Raw genomic sequence first — 24,495 nt, forward strand, 5'->3', positions numbered from 1 at the left:
TATCAGACCTCCGCCTTCTCAACGTTCACCAGGAACGCTTTGTACTCAGGAACACCCGTGTTGGCATCACCCATTTCGGTAGTCAGCACGTTACAGCTATAAGCCTTCTTGGTGAGGGCGTTATGGCTACCGTGACGTGGAATACCCAAGGTGTGTACCGTTTGACCATTGACCTGCAGTGGCCGCAAACGCTTGGTCACCAAGGCTTTGGTAAGAATGTGGCCACGCTTGGAGCTCACTTTCACCCAGTCGCCATTCTTGATGCCTTTTTCTGCCGCCAACTGCTCGTTCATTTCCACAAAGGTCTCTGGCATGGAGATCGCCGCCAAACGGCAGTGAGTCGTCCAGAAGTTAAAGTGTTCTGTGAGCGAGTAAGTGGTACAGGCGTATGGGAACTCGTCTTTGGTACCTATGGTTTCTTTCACACCCTCAAACCAACGCAGCACTGGGCTGTGCACCACTTTCGGATGCAATGGATTGGTACCGATTGGTGATTCCACCGGTTCATAGTGTTCAGGGAACGGCCCTTCTTTCAGCAGCTTCAGCGCGAACAAACGGCCCGCCCCTTCCGGCTGCATGATGAATGGGTGTGCACTGTCCTGTGGATTGAGCTTGGCGTTGAAGTCAGGCACGTCTATGCCTTCCCACTTGCCATCTTTCCACTCGACTATGGTGCGCTTTGGATCCCATGGCTTACCGTTGACATCACAAGAGGCTCGGTTGTAGAGCACCCGACGGTTGGCAGGCCAAGCAAATGCCCATCCCGGGGTAATCCCCTTGCCGGATGGATCGTGATTGTCACGACGCGCCATCTGGTTGCCTTGCTCGGTCCAGGAACCGGCATAGATCCAACAGGCACAGGCGGTGCTGCCATCGGCCTTGAGTTCAGTAAAGCTGCTCAGTTGACGGCCGGTGTTAACATCGTATCCGTTCAACTCTTTGGTCAGCTCAACAGAGCTCGGGTTATGGGCATCTGTGTATTCCCAGTTAACCGCAGCCACAGGCTCAGGCAGTTTACCGCCCTCTTCGCGATACAGCTTTTTCAGCTCCAGCAAGATGCCGGCAACGATTTCCGAGTCGGCCATGGCTTCGCCGGGAGCATTGGCGCCTTTATAGTGCCACTGCATCCAGCGACCCGAGTTGACGATGGAACCTTCTTCCTCGGCAAAACAGGTTGTGGGCAGACGGAACACTTCCGTTTGGATACTGGCGGTATCGACTTCGTTGAAGCCGGGTTCGTTTTGCCAGAAGGTTGCGGTTTCAGATGACAAGTTGTCCAGCACGACCAAGTACTTGAGCTTGCTCAGCGCCTTGAGGTTCTTGTTACGGTTGGGCATAGAGTTAATTGCGTTAACCCCTTGCACGATACAACCGTTGATCTGACCGCGATACATCATGTCGAGGTAGCGGCCAAAGTCATACATCTGATCCCATTTCGGCAACCAGTCGTAACCGAAGTCATTTTCAGGGGTCGCGTTATCGCCCCAGAACGCTTTCAGCAAAGAGACATAGAACTTGGGATAGTTTTGCCAGTAGTTGGTTTGACCCGGACGCAAAGGCTTGGGCGTATGCGCTGCCAGGTGAGCGGCCAAAGTGGGTTCATTGTCGTTGGGCAGTTTAACGTAGCCCGGCAGACTCTGCGCCAGCAGACCCATATCGGTTGAGCCCTGAACGTTGGCGTGACCACGCAAGGCGTTAACCCCACCACCCAACTGACCAATATTGCCCAGCAGCAACTGCACCATGGCCATGGTACGAATATTCTGCGCACCCTTACTATGGTGAGTCCAACCCAGGGCATACATAAAGGTCGCAACCCTGTCTTTGGTATAAGTGCTGCCAATCGCCTCACAGACCACCTGGTAGTCATCTACCGGCGTCCCTGTGATGTTGCTGACAGTGGCAAAGTCGTAACGTTCTACGTGCTCTTTCAGCAGGTTCCATACACAACGTGGGTGCTCAAGGGATTCATCCACCTTGGCATAGCCGTCTTCGTCGAGTTGATAGAACCAGGATTCTTTGTTGTAGTCGCCCTTCTCTTCATCGAAACCGGAGAACAGACCTTCGTGGAATTCAAAGTCTTCCCGCACCAGATAGCTGGCGTTGGTATAGGCCTTCACATAGTCGAAGTTGATCTGGTTGGTGGAGATCAGATAGCGGATCACACCCAGCAAGAAGGCAATATCTGTGCCTGAGCGGATAGGAGCATAGTGATCGGCCAAAGCGGCACTACGGTTGAAGCGAGGGTCAACCACAATCAATTTGGCATTGTTATGTTGCATAGCTTCTGTAACCCAGCCGAAACCGACAGGGTGCGCTTCTGCAGCATTACCGCCCATAATTATCACTACATTAGAGTTCTTGATGTCGATCCAATGGTTGGTCATGGCACCGCGCCCAAATGTTGGAGCAAGACTTGCTACCGTTGGGGAGTGTCAGTTACGTGCAATGGTATCGATGGCGACTAGGCCGAGAGAACGAGCAAACTTCTGAGTCGCAAGACCACTCTCGTTCGCCATACCGGATGAAGTCATCATCCCTGTGGTCAACCAACGGTTGACTGTAACGCCATCGGCGTTTTTCTCAATCAGGTTGGCATCACGGTCGTCTTTCATCAAACGGGCGATACGCTTGTAAGCTTCGCCCCAGCTGATGCGCTTCCATTCATTGGTGCCCGGAGCGCGATACTCAGGGTACTGCAGACGGTGCGGACTGTTAACATAGTCCACCAGGCCTGCGCCTTTAGGGCAGAGCGCCCCGCGGTTTACCGGATGATCGGCATCACCTTCAATATGAAAAATGGCATGTTCAGAGTTTTTGCCACCGCTGCCTTGGCTATACATAAGCAAGCCACAACCCACCGAGCAATACGGGCAGTTGTTGCGGGTCTCTTTAGCTCTGAGTAGTTTGAATTCCCGAACTGCGGCATAAGCCTTCTCGGACAACAACCCCAGCGCAGATATGGCTGAAGTTGCCGCCCCGGCAGCGCACAGTTTGAAAAACTGACGTCTGTTCATAGCGTCCTCACACTCTTGTCGTTATGAGTTTTGATTGGGGTCGCAGCCCTTGGCTGCGACCTGCCAAGTGCAGTCGAACCAAAGACCACACTCTGTGTAAGATTATCCTTAAAGAAACTCAGGATAACAAATAATGACACGAGACTGAGATCACAAAGGAATAGCTATGACAAATTGAACCACAAAAATAGAATCAAGCAGAACAAAAAGTCAATAAATAAACTAAAATCAGTTTATAAAACCAAAATTAACAAAAAATACACTGAAAGACATTTTGTCCAAACATATAGGTAAATTTTGTCCCAACAGCGAAAAAGGCAGGATAAAGCACCATTAACTGAGGCTCAATCGACGGGAAATAGAAAAGGGTTGCGCTAAAAAAGCCGACAACAAGCACAAGGGGAAATAACAGAACGCAGGAATATAACAGATAAAACAAAGTATTACATCAGTAACACTTTCACACTATCTGCAATGGACAGCCGGGGAAACAGAATAACTGTCATCAAGTCAAATTGACCCACCGTCTAAAAAACCGTCAAACACTAAACGACAGATAAGCCACTCACAAATGTAAAGATTGTCAATTTTTATCAAAAATATCCTGCTGCTATTGGCGAATCAGGCATAGCGGGCACTGACTTGAGACCAAAAGCGCATCTGTACCTATCAGGAAAGCATCTCAGTAAACCGTCCATGACGCCGATAATATTGCTAAAGGCCTCCAAGGAGACGGAGCCAAACAAGCAATGGCCCGCTTTCGAGCCTCAAACGATTACCACAAAAAGAGCCGCGACTATAGCTCGAAAGGCACCAAGCAAAAAGCCACTGCGGTTGCAGTGGCTTTTTGCGGTATCAAGCACAAGAGCCTATCTCCGGTATACCTCAGAACGGGATATCATCATCCCAGCCGTCATCCAGATCCGGCGTGTAGTTCTGCTGTTGTGGCTGAGGCTGTGGTGCCGGACGCTGCTGCGGAGCAGCCTGTTGTTGCGGCGCGGGCTGCTGTGGCTTGGGCGCATAACCTGAGTTCTGCTGCTGACCATAGCTTTGCTGCTGCGGCGCGTTGTACTGCTGTTGTGGCTGTTGTGGCTGTTGTGGTTGCTGAGCAGGCTTGGGCTGATAGCCGCCGGACTGCTGTGGCGCATTGTATTGAGATTGAGACTGTGCCTGACCACCACCGTAACTACCTTGGCTTTGGTTCATACCACCTTGGTTCATACCACCCTGATTGCCGCCTTGGCTCATACCGCCTTGGTTTTGGTTACGGCCACCCAGCATCTGCATGGTACCGCCCATATCAACAACCACTTCAGTGGTGTACTTGTCCTGACCGCTCTGATCTTTCCACTTGCGGGTCTGCAGCTTGCCTTCCAGATACACTTGCGAGCCTTTGCGCAGATATTCACCGGCAATTTCAGCCAGCTTGCCGAACATGACAACCCTGTGCCACTCGGTACGCTCTTGCTGTTGGCCCTGCTGGTCTTTCCATGACTCACTGGTGGCCACTGTGATATTCGCTACGGCGTTGCCGTTTGGCATGTAGCGCACCTCTGGGTCCTGTCCCAGATTGCCCACCAGAATTACCTTATTAACACCACGACTGGCCATCGAAATCTCCTGCGATTTTCACGTAATACTTAGCTTAATTGACAGAGCCTAACACAGCTCTGGCTTGTCTTAAATCGAATTGATCGTTCACCTTGAGGTAGGCGACTTTTTCTTCCAAAACCACTATGGCTTCGGCAACCCCTTGCAGTGCAGACAGCTCGGCGGCCATCTTCTGCGCATGCTCGCGGCCATTCACCTGGGCCTCCAGAGTGTAACTCTTGAGCAGCACTGGATTTTTCATTCCCAGGGTCAATGCCAGCCAGATAATTAACAGCACGACCGCCACGGTAAACACTCCGGCGGCGCCCATGATTTGATAGGCGCCCCCACCGAGCAAACCGCCACAGAAGGCACCGAGAAACTGACTGGTGGAATACACCCCCATGGCCGAACCTTTGGCACCCACGGGACAAAATTTGGCGATCAGGCTGGGCAGCGAGGCTTCCAAGTAGTTAAAGCCGGTAAAGAAGGCCACTATGGCTACCGCCAGCACCCAAAGACTATGGGAAAACAGCGCCATCGCCAGCAAGGCAGCCAACATGATCAGCAGGGCCAACTGGAACATGCCCTTGGTATTATTGCGCTTCACGCCGATGATGATCAGCGGCACCATCAAAAAGAAGGCGCCGACAAAGGCCGGGAAGTACAACATCCAGTGCTTTTCTTTGGCAAGGCCGGCGTCCACCAAGTCCAGCGGCAATGCCACGAATACCGCCGTCAGCACCAAATGCAGAATAAAAATACCGGCATCAAGGCGAAACAACTGCGGATCTTTAAGCATATTTTTCAGCTTGCCCGGTTCCGCCATGGTATCGCCCTTGGGCGCATGAGCCACAGGGTTGGGCACCAGCAACTGCACTATCAGCATACCCAGCAGCGCCAAGCCAGCAGTCAGGGCAAACAAGCCCGATAGCCCAAGATGCTGCGCCACCACAGGCCCTACCAGCAGCGACAAGGCAAAGGAGAAACCTATACACATGCCTATGATGGCCATCACCTTGGTGCGTTGCTCATCCCGGGTGAGATCTGCCGCCAATGCCAGCACGGCGGCGGCGATGGCCCCCATACCCTGCAAGGCGCGGCCGGCGACAACGCCGTAAATACTGTCGGACATGGCCGCCAGGACACTGCCGAGAGCAAACACCAACAGGCCACCGAGGATCACCGGCTTGCGGCCAATTCTGTCTGACAGTATCCCCATGGGGATCTGCAGTATCGCTTGAGTCAGACCATAGGCGCCGATGGCAATACCCACCCACAGAGGTGAGAAGCCTTTGAGATCTTGTCCATAGAGCGCGAAGACAGGCATGATCATGAACAAGCCCATCATGCGCAGCCCAAATACACTGGCTAATGAGAACGCGACTTTTCTTTCTGTGCCGGAAAGTCCACCGTTGGCCATAGTTTTTGCCCTGGATTAAGAATTTTTTAAGGGAGCGCATGTTACCACGAAGGTTTTGAACAGCTCAAAGAGAAAAACCCAAGTCGCCCTCTGCCCACGTCTGAGGGCTTGCTACTGACAGTATGGTGTCAGTAGGACAAATGCGTCGCCGCTATCGGCACAGCGCAAAATATGTGATACTTGTGCTCTTTTTCTCCAGTGATTAGCCAAAGTAGAGACTGATGGACAAGATAGACATTCGCGGTGCCAGAACCCACAATCTCAAGAACATCAATCTGACCATTCCCCGAGACAAACTCATTGTTATTACAGGCTTATCTGGTTCGGGTAAATCTTCTCTCGCCTTCGATACCCTCTACGCCGAAGGTCAGCGGCGCTATGTGGAATCCCTGTCGGCCTATGCCCGCCAATTTTTGAGCCTGATGGAAAAACCGGATGTGGATCATATCGAAGGTCTGAGCCCGGCGATCTCGATTGAACAGAAGTCCACTTCCCACAACCCCCGTTCTACCGTGGGAACCATTACCGAAATCTACGACTATCTCAGATTACTGTTTGCCCGTGTGGGCGAGCCTCGTTGCCCGGTTCACGGCCAACCGCTGGCGGCACAAACTGTCAGCCAGATGGTAGACAAGGTGCTGGAACGCCCCGAAGGCGAGCGCCTGATGCTGTTGGCTCCCGTAGTGCAGGGCCGCAAGGGTGAGCATGTCAAATTACTGGAGAACCTGGCGGCCCAGGGCTATATTCGCGCCCGGATCGATGGCGAGGTGTGCGATCTGTCCGACCCGCCGCCACTGGATCTGCACGTCAAACACAATATCGATGTGGTGGTTGACCGCTTCAAGGTACGCGAAGATCTGCAGCAGCGGCTGGCGGAATCTTTCGAAACCGCACTGGAGCTTTCCGGTGGTGTGGCCACTGTGGCCAGCATGGAGGAAGGCAGCAATGAAGAGTTGCTGTTCTCCGCCAACTTCGCCTGCCCTCACTGTGGTTACTCCATGGCCGAGTTGGAACCCAGGCTGTTTTCCTTCAACAACCCCGCGGGTGCCTGCCCGACCTGTGACGGCCTCGGGGTACAGCAGTTTTTCGATCCCGATCGGGTGATCACCAACGACGAGCTGTCGCTGGCCGGCGGCGCCATTCGTGGCTGGGACAGACGCAACTTCTACTATTTCCAGATGCTCACCTCACTGGCCGAGCATTACGGCTTCGATGTGGAAACCCCCTTTGGCGATCTCCCCGCCAAGGTGAAGAAGATAGTGCTCTATGGCTCAGGCAAAGAGAATGTCGCCTTCCGTTATATCAACGACCGCGGCGATGTAGTGGTTCGCAACCATCCATTCGAGGGGATCCTCAACAACATGGACAGACGCTACCGGGAGACAGAGTCCAACTCGGTGCGTGAAGAGCTGGCCAAATATATCAGCAACCAGGCCTGTTCCAGCTGTGGCGGCTCACGCCTGCGCGAAGAGGCCCGCAACGTGTTTATCGGCAATATCAATCTGCCGGAGTTGACCACTTGGTCCATTGGCGAGGCCAGCGACTACTTCGCCACCCTGGGCTTTGAAGGGCAAAAGGCACAGATAGCCGAGAAGATCCTCAAGGAAGTGGGCGATCGCCTGGGCTTTTTGGTCAATGTCGGCCTCAACTACCTGAGTTTATCTCGTTCGGCAGAAACTCTCTCAGGTGGCGAGGCGCAGCGGATCCGCCTGGCCAGCCAAATCGGCGCCGGTCTGGTCGGGGTGATGTATGTACTCGATGAGCCTTCGATTGGTTTGCATCAGCGCGACAACGAGCGCCTGCTCAACACCCTCACTCACCTGCGGGACTTGGGCAACACTGTGATAGTGGTCGAACACGATGAAGACGCCATCCGCATGGCGGATCATATTATCGATATCGGCCCAGGCGCCGGGGTTCATGGCGGTGAAGTGATCTGTGACGGAGACATCAACGCCATCATGGCCTGTGAAGAGTCTGTCACCGGTCAATATATGTCCGGCAAGAAAAAGATCACTGTGGCCGGAGGTCGGGTGCCCTGCGATCCCGGCAAGATGATCAAGCTGTTCGGTGCCAGCGGCAACAACCTCAAGCAGGTGGATCTGGAGATCCCTGTCGGGCTGCTGACCTGTGTCACCGGGGTATCCGGCTCAGGCAAGTCCACCCTGATCAACGACACCTTCTTCAAGATTGCCCATCGCATGCTCAACGGCGCCACCGCCGAAGAGCCGGCGCCTTATGAGCGTATCGAGGGCATGGAACTGTGCGACAAGGTGGTGGATATAGATCAGAGCCCCATAGGCCGCACGCCGCGCTCCAACCCGGCCACCTATACCGGCATATTTACCCCGATCCGCGAGCTATTTTCGGCGACTCAGGAATCCCGTACCCGCGGCTATCAGCCGGGGCGTTTCTCCTTCAACGTCAAGGGCGGCCGCTGTGAGGCCTGTCAGGGTGACGGCCTTATCAAAGTAGAGATGCACTTCCTGCCGGATGTGTACGTGCCTTGCGATGTCTGTAAGGGCAAGCGCTACAACCGTGAAACGCTGGAAGTGAAGTACAAGGGCAAGAACATTCACGAAGTGCTGCAGATGACGGTCGAGGAAGCCCGTGTGTTCTTCGATGCGGTGCCGGCCATTGCCCGTAAACTGCAAACCCTGATGGATGTTGGTCTGTCTTATATACGTTTGGGCCAGAGCGCCACTACCCTTTCCGGCGGCGAGGCTCAGCGGGTCAAACTGGCTAAAGAGCTGTCGAAGCGGGATACCGGCAAGACCCTCTATATTCTGGATGAACCCACCACAGGGCTGCACTTTGCCGATATCCAGCTGCTGCTGGATGTACTGCACAGGCTCAAGTCCCAGGGCAACACCATAGTGGTGATTGAACACAATCTGGATGTGATCAAAACCGCTGACTGGATAGTGGATCTGGGGCCGGAAGGCGGTTCGGGTGGCGGTACCATTCTGGTGGCCGGCACCCCGGAGCAGGTAGCCGAGCATCCAGAGTCCCATACCGCCCGCTTCCTTAAACCTATGCTGTGAGGTGACTGTGACAGGCAACAGACTGCTGTTATTAGCCCTGGTTATCTGTATGGCGGGTTTATTGCTGGCGGCTTTTGATCCCTTGGTGGGTAACTGCAAACGCTATTTGGGTGAAGTAGTGCATTCCGGCCCGGACGGCACTACAGTTGCCCTGCCCGATGGCCGCACGGCGCTGGTTGAACCCAGTGCCTTGCCCCCGGCGACTCTGGTCACCATAGGCGCCAAGCGTCATTTGGTGTCGGGTATTGAGGTGTTCAAGCTCAAGGGCCGAGCGGAAACTGAGACACCTTCCGCCAGCCGCGGTGGCAACACCCCACCGCCCGGCTATCAGGGCGGCATGGCACAACTCGCCAAATAAGCAGGCAAACCCGTCTTGGGGAATGGTATAAACTGCAACATAGCTTGAGTTGATTGCCGTTGCCGGAGGCAGGATGCCGATGACACTCTTTATCCGCCCGCAGATGTGGGGACTCTCTATCCCTCCCCCGCTGTGGGCACTCCTATTGATATTGCCGGCGCTTGCTGCCGGTTGCAGCAGCTCGCCCGAACGCTGCGGCGGTGAGATTCTGCTGAGCTGGGCCGAGACGAAGCAGTTGCAACAGGATGTCGAAGTGCTGGCCTCGCCCAGGCTGCAAGGTCGGCGCACCGGCACCCAAGGGGCGTCGTTCAGCCGTGAGTACCTCACGGAACGCTTTGAACAAATCGGCCTGCAGCCACCCACTTCGGTATTTCCGCCCCTGGCCGAGACTCTGAGCGGCTTTCAACACTCATTCAACTATGTCGATGGCTTTGCCGACGCTCGGGGCATCAACCTGCTGGGCTGGCTGCCGGCTGCCCAGCCGACCACTGAGTGGCGCCTGCTGATTGCCCACTATGATCATCTGGGCGATCGCGGCCCGGGCTTTTATCCGGGAGCCGACGACAACGCCTCTGGCGTGGCGGCCTTGTTGGCCATCGCCCAGAGAGTCAAACAAGCGCCCAGTCGCTACAACCTGCTGTTTATTGCCAGTGACGCCGAAGAGCCGGGACTCTATGGCAGCAAGGCCTTGGTGAGCGCATTGCAACAGAGCGGTTTTGCCGAGCACATCTCGCTGGCGGTCAATCTGGATATGATAGGCAGGCCCGGGCTTCCTTATGCCATCTACCTCGAAGGCAGCCGCTATTTCCACCACTATGATGACTTCAGCGCCGCACTGATGGCGGGCACAGGGCTGTGCATTCGTCCCAGTCATCCGCGCCCTATTGGTCGCAGCGTGCAGCGTACCGATTGGCTCAGGGCCTCGGATCATTATCCCTTCCACCAGGCTGGGATCCCCTGGCTCTATTTCGGCGTTCCAGCCCACGCCCAGTACCATACCCGTGACGACACGGCAGACAGACTGGATTATCCTTTCATCGGCGCCGTGGCCGAGGCGGCGGAACAGTTGCTGCGACTGCCAACTAAGCAGTTACAAAACCGATAGTTGGCCTACTATTTGCTTTAAATTTGCCATAAAAATTCCTTTAGCCGTGGAAAGAAGCAGATTTCGCTGTTATAATCTGGCGTTTTCGGTGCGGGAAATCGACACGGGGTTGATTTTCTGTCTGTGAAACTTTCTGCGTCATCCAGACGCGTCCACAAGGCTACAACCCATGTCATCCAGTGAAAAAACTTTCCGAGAACTCGGCCTCTCCGAGGCGTTGCTGCGTGCTCTAGATGAGCTCGGCTACGAGAACCCGACCCCAATTCAAGCTGCGAGTATCGCCCCCCTGATGGCGGGCCAGGATATTCTCGGCCAGGCACAGACAGGTACGGGTAAAACCGGCGCCTTTGCTCTGCCTCTGCTTAATGCAACAGATCATAACCTCAACGCACCGCAAATTCTGGTGCTGGCACCAACCCGCGAACTGGCGGTACAGGTAGCTGAAGCTTTCTCAAGCTATGCCAAATTCATGAAAGGTTTCCATGTACTGCCTATCTATGGCGGTCAAAGCATGCACCAACAGCTGCAGGCGCTGCGTCGCGGCCCTCAGGTAGTTGTTGGTACTCCAGGCCGGGTCATGGACCATATGCGCCGTGGCACCCTCAAGCTCGACAGCCTCAAGGCTCTGGTGCTGGATGAAGCCGATGAAATGCTGAAAATGGGCTTTATCGACGATATCGAGTGGATCTTGGATCATACTCCGGCCGAGCGTCAGCTGGCACTGTTCTCTGCCACCATGCCTGAGCAGATCAAGCGGGTTGCCAACAAGCACCTGAACAACCCTGCCACCATCAGCATTGCCGCCAGCCACACCACTGTTGACTCCATCGAGCAGCGTTTTGTACAGGTGTCTCAGCACAACAAACTGGAAGCCCTGGTACGTGTGCTCGAAGTGGAAAACACCGAAGGTATCATCATCTTTGTGCGTACCCGTAACTCCTGTGTGGAACTGGCCGAAAAGCTGGAAGCCCGCGGTTACGCCTCATCACCACTGCACGGTGATATGAATCAACAGGCCCGTGAGCGCGCCGTGGATCAACTCAAGTCCGGTAAGCTGGACATTTTGATTGCCACCGACGTTGCCGCCCGTGGTTTGGACGTTGAGCGTATCGGTCACGTGGTCAACTATGACATCCCTTACGATACCGAAGCCTATGTACACCGTATTGGTCGTACCGGCCGCGCCGGTCGTACCGGGATGGCGATTCTGTTTGTGACCCACAGAGAGATGCGCATGCTGCGCACCATTGAGCGTGCCACCAACAGCCGTATTTCCCCGATGAAGGTTCCAAGCCCCGAGACTGTGGCCGAGCGCCGTCTGTCACGCCTGGGCGAACAGGTTGCTGCCATCATAGCCAACGAAGAGCTGGACTTTATGAAAGGCGCCGTGGCTCAGCTGTGTCAGCAGTTGGAAGTGGACACAGATATTCTGGCAGCTGCGCTGCTGCACCAGGTACAGCAAGAGCGTCCGCTGCAGTTGCCTCCGATCCAAGAGCGTCAGCGTGACAGCCGTGATGAGCGCAGCGGCTCACGCGACGATCGTGGTTCACGGGAAGAGCGTGGTTCGCGCCGTCGTGACTCTCGTCCGGTTCCCGGCGATCTCGGCAAGGCCGATTCCCTGAAGGACAACCCGGATCTACAGATGTGCCGTTACGTGCTGGATGTGGGTCGTGAACACGGTGTAGGTGTAGGCAATATCGTTGGTGCCATCGCCAATGAAGCCAGCATAGACAGCCGTTACATAGGCCAGATCCAGTTGTTCGATACCCTGACCACAGTCGATCTGCCCGCTGGCATGCCTAAAGACGTACTGGCACACCTGAAGAAAGTACGGGTATGTGGCAAACCTATCAATATCCGTGAAGCCGGCAGCCAGAGCTTCGAAGGTGAACAGCGCCCGGCTCGTCGCCCTCGCAAACACTCTGGAGAGCGCCGTCCGGATCGTAAGCCCCGTCGTCGTGACGACCGCGGCTGATATCCGCCAATGAAAAACCACCCTCAAGGGTGGTTTTTTGTATCGGCTTCACGGTTAACAACAAAACATCAGCCGGATGCGGCTTCAACCCGGTTACGCCCCAATGTCTTGGCGCGATAAAGGGCCTCATCGGCTTGGGCAAACAACTCTGATGGGGCATGATTCTGGTTTGGCAAGTGGCAGGCAACTCCCAGGCTCATACTTACCACAGCTGCCGCCTCAGAGTCTTTATGCTCTATCCCCAGCGCCAGCAGCGCCTCAATAAACCCTTGTAGCAAGTGTTTGACCTGAGCTTCATTCTTACCCGGAAACAGCGCCGCCAGCTCCTCACCGCCTATCCTGGCCGCGACCAGAGCACCATGAGACAAGAGATAGCGCCGCCACAGCGCACCAACCTGCTGCAGGCAACGATCCCCCTGCTGATGGCCATATCTGTCGTTGTAACGCTTGAAAAAATCGATATCGCCGATCACCAGTGAGAAAGGCTCCCCTTCCTGCATACTATGGAGCCAGTAATACTGGAATCTATCATCGAAATGGCGGCGATTGGACAGGCCTGTCAAATGATCCTGCTGCGACTGTTTCGCCAGTTGGGCATTGTCTTCCTTGAGGCGACTGGCCTCTGAGTGGCTGGCATTGAGCTCGCGGATAAGCTGATCCCGGCTCACATACAGGAGTTTGCGCATAGTGAGTGGCGTGCGGATAAAGGCGCGCAAATTATTGCGAAACAGCCAATAAAACAGCAGTAAAGGCAAGCTGAAAGAGATGGCCAGCACCAGCTTTCCGCGCAGATTACTGATCATTTTTTCGATTAACTCAGGCTCCAGTCCGACAAGGATCAAGGGAAACACTACCCCATCGAGACAAAGCACCAGAATAAACACCAAGGTGTAGACTCCGGTCACGGCGGCCAAGGTCTTGAGCCATTTCTTGAGCCAGATAAACAGCTGCATCATCAGCAGAAATTGCAGGGCTATCATGGTACCGCCCAGCAACATCATCCACAACGAAACCCGAAACAGATCCGGGTTCAGATTGTTGAAATTGACCATACTCGGGCTTTCCAGCACCCATAGCAGGAACTCGAAACCGCAAAAGACAAATAGATTGACCGATATCAGCAACCTGAGCAGATAGTGAAAAACATACTCGCGCCGTTCGGTGATTAATAGCATGACGGCCGTCATCATAAAGGCACCGTAAGCCATGCTGCCACCGGAAAGTGTCAGGCCATCGGCCAGGGGAAAGGCGTATACGCCGCCCAATACCCCACCAATGAGCAGAATAATGGACAAGTAGCTATATAGACCTACCCTGCGCACCATGGGCGGCAAAGTTGCCAGATACAGCGGAGGAATCGAGAAGAGGAGGAGGTTGGCCAAATACGCCAAATACACTGAATTCACGCTGATTTGCAGTTCCTTGCCCATTACGCTGAGGTCATTGTAGTTGACCTAGGTTAACATGCCTAACTTTTTGGAACAGTGGATTTTTCCTGCTTTAACTCCTGCAGGCAACGACTACAGATACAGCTATGGCGTGGGATATTCCGCAGCGCCAACTCCAGGTAGCTGAAGTCAGCCTGCATGCACCAGCAAAGCGCAGGATCTGTACCTGCCGCCATGGCGCATTGATTGGCTTGCCTGCAGACGGGGCACAGGGCGGCAGACTTATCTGTCATAAGGCCTCCCTGTCAGCGGGATGATTGATGCCATCCATCACGGGAGCATCCTTGAAGGCAAAGGGATCCAACTCGTCGATGCACCCCAGATTAATGCCGTACTCTTGTGGGTTTGAGCGCCTTTGATGGTGAGTATAGATACCGCAGCGACTACAGAAATAGTGTTTGGCGGTATGGGTATTGAACTGATAACAGCTGAGCAGCTCTGCGCCGCTCACCAGCTTGAGATTGGCCAAGGACACAGAGGCTACCGGCGCGCCGCGGCGGCGACACATGGAGCAATCACAACGGCGAACATTGTTGACTCCCTTGGGAAAAGTGAGCGCCAACTGAATCCCGCCACAATGGCAACGGGCAATATAGTGAGTCTGAGTCATGACAATCCCTGTAATCCTGTTTTATCGGGCAAGCTTATGCTGAAAATTCAAGCAAAACGGCATACGGCTTATTTCATCTTGCCCCAGGGAAAAACCCTTGCCAATAGACAGAAGCTGAACTGCCAAGCTAAATAATTCTCCGTTCAGGCATTCATTCTATGCTTATCCTCCTGACAATGGGTAAGCATTTCACCCGATATTGTTACAGTAAATTGCCACTATTCCAGATGCCATAATGGAACATTCGGCTTCGAGTTCCTGAAGCTGAAGTTCTCAAATCCATGCCTGAACCGATAATGTTGATAATGGTTGCTCTATTGATAATAGCGCTATCAGGCGGCTTACCGCCCCTATGGCACCGAGGATTTGTCATCACCGCCGAGGTGTTGCCAACGAATGTTTCTGATAGCGAACAAATCGCATACTATCGGAGCAAAACAACCAATCTCATTGATTAGCTGAGTTTTTAATTTATTTTTAAGGAAGCATTTTTCGGTCATAACCCTATGGATCCCATGCCACAAAGTAGGTAGACTGGCCCCGGTTTACCTCCTTGGAAACAAACCAAGGGATATGATTTGGGGGCGTAAATCGGTTGCTTGAGTGGCCAGTACGCGCTCTCCTCAACTTATAGAGAAGGAAATAATGGGTTTACAAGAAAAGCAATGGAAGCGCTCTATCGAAGAGCAGTATGTGGTTGAGTTCAAGCAGGACATAAAGAGCATTCTGGATGCCGACCTGGACGTAACCTTTGACTGGGATAGCTTCGACAGCGCCAAAGAGATCATGTACGTGCCCACCTATGCACTGGATCGTGTCAAATCCGCGTTCAGAGAACTCGCCAACGACCAGGACGCCAAGGAAGAGATTGTTGCGCAGATCAAGACCCTGCATATCAAGAACATCAACGACAATGCCGAAGACGCCAAGAACATGCGTATCGGCGATGGCGTTTTCGCACTCGAAGTCGGTTTCGGCGGCAACCACGCCTGTGTCTTTAACGACACAGCTATCCGCCAGTACCTGGAAAATAACCTCTGATCATCTAAGCAGAGTATGATGCCTGGGCTCATCTCCGTTTGAGCCCATCAGTATCCAAGGCCGGTCATCCCCCTGAGACCGGCCTTTCTATTTCTTTCTATGCCCTCTCGGCTATTCAATGCCTGTCCTCTCATCGGTCTATAGCCAGCAGAGCTGCAATCCCTACTCCTTGCAGCCAGGTATAAAAAAGCGCGCCTATGGGCGCGCTGAATAGATTAAGGCTCTGAGCTTACTGCTTCTTGGGGAAGACTGGATAAGCCTCTTTGCCCAGCAAGATACCCTTTACTTCTTTACCATAGTAACCGGCATGCTTGTGATACTTGCCTTGGGTTTCCTCGAGCTTTCCTTTGAAGCGGGGATCCTGAGGACGCTCATGGGAGTTGATATAGGCAGCCACATCCCAGGCTTGCTGAGTGGTTAGCTGCATACTCTTGCCCAGTGGCATATTCTCGTGAATAAAGAAGGCAGCCGTGTTAACCCTGTGCATTCCGGCGCCCCAGTTAAAGCTCTGAGGCCCCCAAAGAGGTGGCAAGGCATATACACCGGCTATCGCCTGACCTTGGCCATCGGCACCATGACATGCCTGACAATGGGCCTGATAAACCTGCTCACCACGGGCAGGGTCATAGGCCTGCTCAGGTTTGGGGATTGAAGGGTAACCCCGGCCCGGCAGATTGGCGCGTTGCTCTACCGTCAATTGCTGCTTAATGGCTTCAGGAATAGGGAAGTCTTCCCGTTTGCCGCCCTTGATAAGCTCGGCATCGGCCAGTTCAGGCACTTCGCCGTTGACGCCGTATTGATCCATCAAGCCACCGACCCCAAGCCAATAGGCATAGGCAGACAAGGCCACCAACTCAGGGCTGCCGCTCTTTGGCGCCTTGCCGTTCATTGAATAGGTAAAACAGCCCTGGATACGCTCTTCGAAGCTGTTGACCTTATCATTCTTCTTCCGATAAGCAGGATAAGCGAAATAGGCACCCCAGATAGGAGAAGCATTAGGCTTACGGCCGGCATCCATGTGGCAGTTGACACAGTTCAGCTCATTGCCGACGTATTTATCCCGCAGTTGCTGAGTATTGACGAACAGCTGATAGCCCTTGCGCACCTTGTCACCAAAGGCACCGGCCGGAATGGTATCCAGCGGTCTGGGGATAAGATATTCCTGTCCCTCCACCTTGGGAGAAGAAGGCAATTGCGCCTGGCGATCGGGAAGATTCTCGGCCTGGGCCTGAGCTGTCATTGCGGCCACAGCACCCATGATAAACAGAGTAGATTTTTTCATGCTGCGTCCTTACTTGAGATTGGCAAAATAACTGGCGATGGCGTCGATTTCGGCGCTATTGAGCTGTTTGGCAACATGCTCCATCATGCCATCGACATCACCTTTACGGCTGCCATCCTGCCAGGCGTGCAGTTGAGTCTTGATGTAGCTGGCTTGCTGACCGGCAAGCCTTGGGAAAGTGCCGCCACCCAGACCTGACGGGCCATGGCATGTTACACAGGCGGGTAGGTTCCGGGTCCAGTCGCCCTGATACACCAGTTTTTCAGTCGGATCGGCAAATACCACTTGCTCACCTCTGAGCTTGGGTTTGACCTCGGCGACGCTCTGGGCAGAGAAGTAATCCGCCACCTGGCCGATAACCTCATCACCCTGCAGAGTCATTGCCATGGGCATCATAGTGGCGTTTTGGCGGGTCCCCGCCTGGAACAGCTTGATCTGTTGTTGAATATATTGGCTGGAAAGTCCGGCGAGCCTTGGGCCCAGCGGCTCTACGCCCTGTCCCTGAGGGCCGTGGCAACTGCCACAAAGCGCGGCCTGTGGTGGCATAGCCGGTTGTGCTGCCATGGCTGTCCCTATGGACTGAGCCAACAGCAGCAGGCCACCTGCGGCGAGCGTGATTGATTTCATCTGTTATCCCCCATTATGAGTAAGGGCTATAGCATAGATCCAAATCACATATATGAGAAGTTTGCGATAAATATCAAAAAACCAGGGCAACCGGGCACAATCCAGATGCCATAAGGTTTGCAGCTCAAATAAATCCCAACCTTTGAAATATTTGCTTACGATTTGAGTTTTATAAAAAACCCTTTTCTAACAATGTATTGGATAACGATTCTCGTTTAGAGGCAATTACTCTCCAAAGCGGGTCGCCTCAAAACTGTTGAGAAAATGATGTAACAGGTAACAGGCCAGTAAAGTACCGACTATGGCCACCAGAATGCTGCTCACCCGATACAGGGCACTGAAGATCAGATCATTCCCCGGAGTCAGGTATTGGCCGAACAGTATTCCCAAAGTGGTCATGGCACCAAAGCCCACCGCCGAGCCGCTGGCCTCTTTGACATGGGCTTGGGCAAACAACAGGGTACCGAACCAGAGCATGGGTACGACCAACAAAAGCACACCGGACCAATCATACAGAAACAGCTGCACCGCCATCCCGTATACCACCCCGAGTACAGTGCCCATTGCCCGTTTGCGGGCGTAGTCGAGAGCCCCATTCCAATGCATGGGGAACAGCAACAGCAAGGTAGTTGCCTGAGCCGACATGGAGTCGCGCAGATCAAAAGCCTGGAATATCAGAAACGACAGGGTTGCAACACTGGCCCCCATCAGCGCTTCATGGCGCATTCTGTGGGGCTGCTTGGGCCCGGGCACATAAGCGCTGCGAGGTTCAACATCCGGGATCAGCACTGTCATCAAATAAGCTATCAGCACAGACAGTACACTGGCCCAAAAGTTACCGAAGATGAGATCGTTAAGATCGGTATCCGGATAGCTGGCAAAATGCAGCATGATGCTGAGGCTGATCACCCCGTTGGCACCAAACAGAAACAGAGCGCCACGGGACATACAGGCAAAGCGATACAGAAACAGTACGAAGACAATCAAGGTCATCAGTGCCGGATGGCTGCCAAGCAAACCGCCTATGATGCCAACCTCAATCCCACAGATGGCCGCAGCAGCCAGCAACTGACGCGCCGCATGGCCGTTCATCACAGGTACCAGTCCCAGCAACAACATGGGGGTGACAGTGTAAAACACCCCGTAATTCCAATTCATCAGCTTACAGATCAGAAAGCCCAGGCTGGCGCCGGTGGCTATGCGCAGGCACTGGCGCAGCTCATTCTGAGTCAAGGGGTGGTGACGCAGGATCATCGGCCACCTCAATAGATATAGTGCAGCAGGCTGATTGCCTTGATCTGCAGCTTGGCCATGAAACGGTAGAAACTGTTGTCCGGCAGTAGTTGTACCGTAGCACGGGAGCCGGCCGCCAACATGGGGTGTTCTTCACCCAGGAGTTCAAAGTGCAAACGCAGACGCTGGGCATCCCGCACCCAACGATCCGACTCGGTCGGCGTCGCCAACATGCCGTTGGCGTCGAATTGTCCGGCGCTGACACCGGCATCGCGGCTGCTGACCCTGGCGGGGTAGAGTCTGCCTGGCTCGGCATCGAACGCCACCCAGGCTTCAGTGCCAGGTTCGACTCCCCTGAGGGTTTTCTCGCGAAAATCGGCAATGATATCCAGCTGTTCCGACACCAGGGCCAATACAGGTTGGCCCTTGTTGGCCATGCTGCCACTGGCCAGTTGCAGATTGGTCACTATGCCTTCGTTCTCTGCCAGCACCTTGGTGTAACTCAGATCCAATTCCGCCTGAGCCAAACGGCTGCGGGCCTGGCGCAACTTGAGATTCTCTGTCCCGGCTGTTCCCCGGGAAACCTTGAGTTTGGCCAACTGCGCCTTGGAGGCTGCCGACTTGGCTAGCGCCGAACTGGCATCAGTATCCGCCTGATCCTTGAGTTGGCGTGACACACCATTGCTGGCATAGAGTGCATCCAGGCGCCTGGCCTCACGTTGTTTCTGTTGCAACATGGCCTCATTGGCGCTGACATCGGCTCTGGCAGCCTCTATGGCGGCATCCAGCTCGGCGTTATCCTGCATCGCTTGCTCCAGCGCCAATTTGGCTTGCTCAAGCGCGAGCTCAAAGGGGGCCGGATCTATGGCGAAGAGCAACTGACCGGCCTCTATATGTTGATTGTTGGCCACGGCCACAGATTGCACCGGGCCGCTCACTTGAGGAGCTATCTTGACCACAGTGCGGGTCGCCATCGCCTGCGGCGTCAGCGGCATCTCCAGATCCGCCAACATGAAATAGGCAAAGACCAGCACAAAGCCTGCCATGGAAATTTTAACGAGTCTGGCAAATTGTTGATCTGGCGTCATAAAGTCTCTCTCATTTATCTTGTTCTTGCTGCAGCTGATGCTGGGCGTTATCGCAAATCCTGGTGATCACGGCTTCAAAATGGGCCAGCTCATCCGGATCTATACCCACCAGCAGCTTGGCCCTCACCTGGATGATTCTGGCTTCCATGGAGCGAATAACTTCCTCTCCTTGGGCCGTCATGGAAACGATGCGAGCCCTTTTGTCGTGCTCGCAGCTGTGGCGGGTGATCAACCCCTGCTGCTCCAACTGCCCCAGAGTACGCATCAAAGAAGGCAGCTCTATCTCCAGAGACTCGGCCAGCTGCTTCTGACTGATGTGGTCGCCCATGCGTCTCAGCTTCCACAGCGCGGTCCAGCGAGGATGGGTCAGCCCCAGAGGCGCCAACTCGTTATCGGCGACCATGCGCCACAACCTGTGTAAACGCCCCAAGCGCTCTCCCAGAGAAGTCTCGGTCAGCTGTTCTATATATCTGTGCATCTTGATTAACTGATTAATTAGCAGGCTAAGTATTTTATTTATTTAGCCTGCTAAGTAAATAGCCGATCGAAAATAAACCCGATCTGCCTCGCACATCTGTTCAGTAAGTAAACGGATCGGGACAAAAATTTGTCATACGTCGCAATCAGTTAACACAAGGGCCACTATAATTTTCCAACCTTGTTTGACCCGGTGAAGGTACAATGAGCCCAGCGCAAGGTCGGTGGCTATTACAAGGCTATTGAGATCCTGCGCCCTCGTTTTAATCACTCCCATGCCTGGAGGCTAACTTGTTCTCACATTTGAAAATCGGCACTCGAATCGTGCTGGGGATCTGCGCCGTGCTTATCGCCATGATGAGCTTTATCATGCCCTTGGTACTGTCGGAATTTTCCGGCCAAATTGACAATGCCGAGCAGCGTGAACTGCATAAGCTGTATCAAACTGCGATTGCTGAAATTGACTCTTCAGGCAAATTGGCCGAGGCGTTGGCCACAGTGGTGGCCAATACCCCGGAAATGCAACAGGAATTCGCCTTCGGCGACAGGGATTCACTCAACAACCGCAGCCAACAACTGTTTGTCCCGTTGAAGCGGGATTTTGCCGTGCAGCAGTTTCAGTTCCATCTGCCACCGGCCATCTCCTTCCTCAGGGTACATAAGCCGGAAAAGTTCGGTGACGATCTCTCTGGGTTTCGCCAAACCGTAGTGCAAACCAATAACAGCAAGCAGCCGATAATGGGGCTCGAGAAGGGTGTGGCCGGCCTCGGGATCCGTGGCCTGGCGCCAATGACTTATCAGGGACAACACACAGGTTCGGTTGAGTTTGGCATGTCATTTGGCCAGCCTTTCTTCGATGCCTTCAAACAGAATTACCAGGCCGAAATTGCCCTGCTGACACCTGACAGCAGCGGTTACCGCCGTTTTGGCGGAACCTTTGAAACCGCGGCTTTCAAAGACACGGCGCTGCTGCAGAAAGTACAACAGGGAAAAGCTGACAAGTCTCTGATAAGTCTGAATAACAATAGTCATGTCCTCTACCTGCATCAGGTGACTGACTTTTCCGATAATCCCATTGGCGTACTGGCGATCGCCATGGATCGCAGCCACTCGGAAGCCAGCCTCTGGTATATCAAACTCAAGTTGGTGGCCATTGGTGCCATAGCGCTGTTGGCGGGCGCCGTTATCGCCTTCTTTATTGCCCGCAGCATCACCCGCCCTATCGCGCAAACTACCAGCGCCATGGAAGATATCGCTCAAGGGGAAGGCGACCTGACCAAGCGTATCGAAGTGAGCAGCAAGGATGAAATTGCCGATCTGGCGCGGGCATTCAATCTGTTTGTCGCCAAAATCCAGCAAACTATTCAGCAGGTGACTCAAGCCACTGACTCACTGGCAACCTCGGCCGAAGAGATGTCCGGCATCACCAGCGACAGCCGCCACAGCGCCGAGCAGCAGCAAAGGGAAACCGAACAAGTGGCTACCGCCATGAACGAGATGGCTGCCACGGTTCAGGAGGTCGCCCAAAATGCCACTGTTGCCGCCGACTCGGCAGAGCAAGCCGATGCCGCCACAGATTCGGGTAAACAGGTGGTCAACAGTGTGGTTGAGCTGATGGCCGGGCTGGAGTCAGAGATCCGCGGTGCTGCGGCTGCTATCGACAAGCTCGAGCAGGACAGTCAGGCGATAGACTCTGTGTTGGAAGTGATCCGCAATATTGCCGATCAGACCAATCTGCTGGCACTCAATGCCGCCATTGAAGCAGCCAGGGCCGGCGAGCAGGGGCGGGGCTTTGCCGTGGTAGCCGATGAAGTACGCACCCTGGCGAGCCGCACTCAGGCATCGACAACCGAAATTCAGCAGATGATTGAAACCCTGCAACAAGGGGCGCAATCAGCCGTCGGTGTGATGCAAAGCAGTAATCAAACCATGGATAAGTGTGTTGCCGAAGTGCAAAACGCCGATGCGGCTCTCAATGAGATCCGCGCCGCGGTTTCCGCCATCACCCAGATGAATATCCAGATAGCCAGCGCCGCCAATGAGCAGTGCGCCGTCTCGGCAGAGATCAATCGCAATCTCAACAATATCAATGATGGCGTGGCTCAGGGCAGTGAAAGCGCCGCCCAGATAGCCGTCGCCGGTGAAGAGCTGGCGCAGCTGTCAGTACGCCTCAAGCAGTTGGTCAGCCAATTCAAGGTTTAACTCACTAAAGACAAGCCCACCGATTGGTGGGCTTCCTTTTATCAAAGGTTCACTGAGAGGCCATTACTTGCCTGGACGCACTCCCAGTGTATGGCAGATGGCATAGGTGAGCTCGGCGCGGTTCAGGGTATAGAAGTGGAAATCTTTCACCCCTTCACGGGAAAGCACCTTGACCATGTCGATGGCCACGTTGGCGCCCACCAACGCCCGGGTGCCGGGATCGTTATCCAAACCTTCAAACTGGCGGTGCAGCCATCCCGGCAAAGACACATTGGTCATGGCGGCGAAACGCTTGAGCTGGTTGAAGTTGCCCACAGGCAATATCCCGGGAACAATTTCCACATCAATGCCGGCGGCCACACAACGGTCGCGGAACCTGAGATAAGACTCCACATCGAAGAAAAACTGGGTGATGGCACGGCTGGCACCGGCCTCAATCTTGCGCTTCAGGTTGATAAGGTCAGCCTGGGCATTGGCCGCATCCGGGTGCACCTCAGGATAGGCAGCCACCGAAATATCAAAGTCGGCGACCGAGCGCAGCAAACGCACCAAATCTGAGGCAAAACGTGTCGGCTTGGGGCTGCCTTCCGGCAGATCGCCTCGAAGCGCCACTATGTTACGAATACCGCTGTTCCAGTAATGACGCGCCAACTCCAGTAACTCTTCATCACTGGCATCCACCAGCGTCAGGTGCGGCGCCGCCACCAGCTCGGTTTCCTGCTGGATCCTCTCGATCACGCTGTGAGTGCGATCCCGCACTCCTGAGTTGGCACCATAGGTGACAGAAACAAACTTGGGATTCAGTGGCTCCAGGCGCTGAATTGAGTTCCACAGCAAGGTTTCCATCTCAGGCGTTGAGGGCGGAAAGAACTCGAAAGAAACATTGATGTCGCCGTTGAGCTCGGACAAGCTCTGGTTCAGCGAGTGCGCATGTTGTGCGTGATGAAAAGCCATTGAAAATTCCCTCAACTGTCTATCTGGACGTTTGGACGTCTATATGTCCACATACTAGAGAAACTGTCATTGAAGTCAAGCCCAAAGATGGCTTCAAAGGTGTATTTATCTTAATCAGTATGAAAGCCACTAATGAGTGTTTCTGCAAAGCCTCGGCTTTACACCTGGGGAGAGCTCTCGCACAAGTGATCCTGTGCCTGGAAAATAGGCGTATGTCTGCAAATCGCTCATATATTTCAAGCTGCTCAGGACTAACAGAGTTGCACCTATTCCCCCTCGGTGTCGCCGAAAGCCGTTGGCGCAAATAACGTGGCTGAGGCATGGATGCCGAAGCAGCGACAGTCGAATCAGGGGCGAGTGTCGCCTAGCGACGAGCTCACGAGCGCGAGACAGGATGTTGAGCTGGATAAGAGTCACATGGATGTGACTCTGAGCGTCTGAAGCGCTAGTTATTTGCGCCATTAGGCCGAGGGGCTTTCGACACCGTGTGGGGCGGCAAGGGAGATCCAAGAGGGGATTGCTGTTGATCCCCGCTTGGTCGGGTGTGGGGCGAAGCTCCACGACTTTAGGCCGCTGGCACAGCGGCTATCATAGCTTCCAGCTAAGAGTATCTAAGTTAGTATTGGCCGAGCTTCCGGCGACGGATGTTACTCATTGCCTGCCGCAGGCTTATGCACAGTCGATCCTGTGACACGGCGTGAATACGTCCTTGTAGCCTCGACGAAAACGTCCCTGTTTTCGACGGTCACAGTTCCGCCAGTGCCTGGAAAATAGGCGTATGTCTGCAAATCGCTCAAATATTTCAAGCTACTCCATTTTCACAGAATTACACCGAATCCCGCTCGAAGCGGCCGCAGGGCGTTGATGACCATCGCGTAGCGAGGCATGGCCGTTCACGGGCGTCCTGCCCTTCACGGCATTGGGACTCCTGTCCGGCAGATGCTGACGCAGCTCAGTCGAATCAGGGGCGAGTGTCGCTTAGCGACGAGCTCACGAGCGCGAGACAGGATGTTGAGCTGGG

Annotated in this window: 18 protein-coding genes; 6 read left to right on the forward strand and 12 right to left on the reverse strand. The window is 54.2% G+C overall.

The window, feature by feature from the left end; all coding sequences use genetic code 11:
• Positions 1-2 precede the first annotated feature (2 nt).
• From fdnG to ON072_RS12510, 3 genes are all read right to left on the reverse strand, one after another.
• The gene (gene fdnG, locus ON072_RS12500; protein WP_093983768.1) at positions 3-3,017 is read right to left on the reverse strand and encodes a formate dehydrogenase-N subunit alpha; all 3,015 of its coding nucleotides are present in this window, start codon (positions 3,015-3,017) and stop codon (positions 3-5) included.
• Positions 3,018-3,902: 885 nt separating this feature from the next.
• Positions 3,903-4,628: a single-stranded DNA-binding protein gene (ssb, locus tag ON072_RS12505; protein ID WP_025010183.1), complete on the reverse strand. Its 726-nt coding sequence runs from the start codon at positions 4,626-4,628 to the stop codon at positions 3,903-3,905.
• Between the two features lie 34 nt (positions 4,629-4,662).
• Positions 4,663-6,030, reverse strand: coding sequence for an MFS transporter (locus ON072_RS12510; protein WP_025010184.1), 1,368 nt, complete (start codon positions 6,028-6,030; stop codon positions 4,663-4,665).
• Between the two features lie 221 nt (positions 6,031-6,251).
• Between ON072_RS12510 and uvrA the strand changes: the two genes are divergently transcribed.
• From uvrA to ON072_RS12530, 4 genes are all read left to right on the forward strand, one after another.
• Positions 6,252-9,074, forward strand: coding sequence for an excinuclease ABC subunit UvrA (uvrA, locus tag ON072_RS12515; protein ID WP_101058423.1), 2,823 nt, complete (start codon positions 6,252-6,254; stop codon positions 9,072-9,074).
• Positions 9,075-9,081: 7 nt separating this feature from the next.
• Complete coding sequence (locus ON072_RS12520) at positions 9,082-9,432, forward strand: hypothetical protein (RefSeq protein ID WP_129586019.1); 351 nt, start codon at positions 9,082-9,084, stop codon at positions 9,430-9,432.
• A 73-nt stretch (positions 9,433-9,505) separates the two neighbouring features.
• The gene (locus ON072_RS12525) at positions 9,506-10,537 is read left to right on the forward strand and encodes a M28 family peptidase (protein ID WP_261752679.1); all 1,032 of its coding nucleotides are present in this window, start codon (positions 9,506-9,508) and stop codon (positions 10,535-10,537) included.
• Between the two features lie 169 nt (positions 10,538-10,706).
• Positions 10,707-12,512: a DEAD/DEAH box helicase gene (locus ON072_RS12530; RefSeq protein WP_037475015.1), complete on the forward strand. Its 1,806-nt coding sequence runs from the start codon at positions 10,707-10,709 to the stop codon at positions 12,510-12,512.
• A 68-nt stretch (positions 12,513-12,580) separates the two neighbouring features.
• Here the strand turns inward: ON072_RS12530 and ON072_RS12535 are convergent, their stop codons facing one another.
• The 3 genes from ON072_RS12535 to ON072_RS12545 all read right to left on the reverse strand — a co-directional run bounded on the left by ON072_RS12535 (position 12,581) and on the right by ON072_RS12545 (position 14,570).
• Positions 12,581-13,918 (reverse strand): GGDEF domain-containing protein, encoded by a 1,338-nt coding sequence (locus ON072_RS12535; protein ID WP_261752680.1) that lies wholly within the window; start codon positions 13,916-13,918, stop codon positions 12,581-12,583.
• Between the two features lie 62 nt (positions 13,919-13,980).
• Entirely contained in the window at positions 13,981-14,193 is a 213-nt protein-coding gene (locus ON072_RS12540; protein WP_081737167.1) for a cysteine-rich CWC family protein, read from the reverse strand.
• Positions 14,190-14,570: a GFA family protein gene (locus ON072_RS12545; RefSeq protein WP_025887959.1), complete on the reverse strand. Its 381-nt coding sequence runs from the start codon at positions 14,568-14,570 to the stop codon at positions 14,190-14,192. Before ON072_RS12545 ends, ON072_RS12540 begins: the two co-directional genes overlap by 4 nt.
• Before the next feature lie 645 nt (positions 14,571-15,215).
• On the opposite strand from ON072_RS12545, the gene ON072_RS12550 reads away from it, so the two are divergent.
• Positions 15,216-15,611 (forward strand): hypothetical protein, encoded by a 396-nt coding sequence (locus ON072_RS12550; RefSeq protein ID WP_101058420.1) that lies wholly within the window; start codon positions 15,216-15,218, stop codon positions 15,609-15,611.
• A gap of 229 nt (positions 15,612-15,840) precedes the next feature.
• Here the strand turns inward: ON072_RS12550 and ON072_RS12555 are convergent, their stop codons facing one another.
• From ON072_RS12555 to slyA, 5 genes are all read right to left on the reverse strand, one after another.
• Positions 15,841-16,893: a c-type cytochrome gene (locus tag ON072_RS12555; protein WP_107110432.1), complete on the reverse strand. Its 1,053-nt coding sequence runs from the start codon at positions 16,891-16,893 to the stop codon at positions 15,841-15,843.
• A gap of 9 nt (positions 16,894-16,902) precedes the next feature.
• The gene (locus tag ON072_RS12560; RefSeq protein ID WP_240517154.1) at positions 16,903-17,457 is read right to left on the reverse strand and encodes a c-type cytochrome; all 555 of its coding nucleotides are present in this window, start codon (positions 17,455-17,457) and stop codon (positions 16,903-16,905) included.
• A 288-nt stretch (positions 17,458-17,745) separates the two neighbouring features.
• Positions 17,746-18,774: a DUF2955 domain-containing protein gene (locus tag ON072_RS12565; RefSeq protein ID WP_025010188.1), complete on the reverse strand. Its 1,029-nt coding sequence runs from the start codon at positions 18,772-18,774 to the stop codon at positions 17,746-17,748.
• Between the two features lie 8 nt (positions 18,775-18,782).
• Positions 18,783-19,841 (reverse strand): HlyD family secretion protein, encoded by a 1,059-nt coding sequence (locus tag ON072_RS12570; RefSeq protein WP_221052371.1) that lies wholly within the window; start codon positions 19,839-19,841, stop codon positions 18,783-18,785.
• A gap of 10 nt (positions 19,842-19,851) precedes the next feature.
• A complete protein-coding gene (slyA, locus tag ON072_RS12575) occupies positions 19,852-20,319 on the reverse strand; it encodes a transcriptional regulator SlyA (protein WP_025010189.1) in 468 nt (155 codons plus the stop codon).
• A 353-nt stretch (positions 20,320-20,672) separates the two neighbouring features.
• On the opposite strand from slyA, the gene ON072_RS12580 reads away from it, so the two are divergent.
• The gene (locus tag ON072_RS12580; protein ID WP_144168589.1) at positions 20,673-22,520 is read left to right on the forward strand and encodes a methyl-accepting chemotaxis protein; all 1,848 of its coding nucleotides are present in this window, start codon (positions 20,673-20,675) and stop codon (positions 22,518-22,520) included.
• 63 nt (positions 22,521-22,583) lie between these two features.
• Here the strand turns inward: ON072_RS12580 and metF are convergent, their stop codons facing one another.
• Positions 22,584-23,474, reverse strand: a complete 891-nt coding sequence (gene metF / locus ON072_RS12585; RefSeq protein WP_025887953.1) for a methylenetetrahydrofolate reductase — start codon at positions 23,472-23,474, stop codon at positions 22,584-22,586.
• Positions 23,475-24,495 lie beyond the last annotated feature (1,021 nt).

Origin of the sequence: Shewanella sp. K8 (assembly GCF_028823715.1) — a bacterium.
Taxonomy (GTDB): Bacteria; Pseudomonadota; Gammaproteobacteria; order Enterobacterales; family Shewanellaceae; genus Shewanella; species Shewanella algae.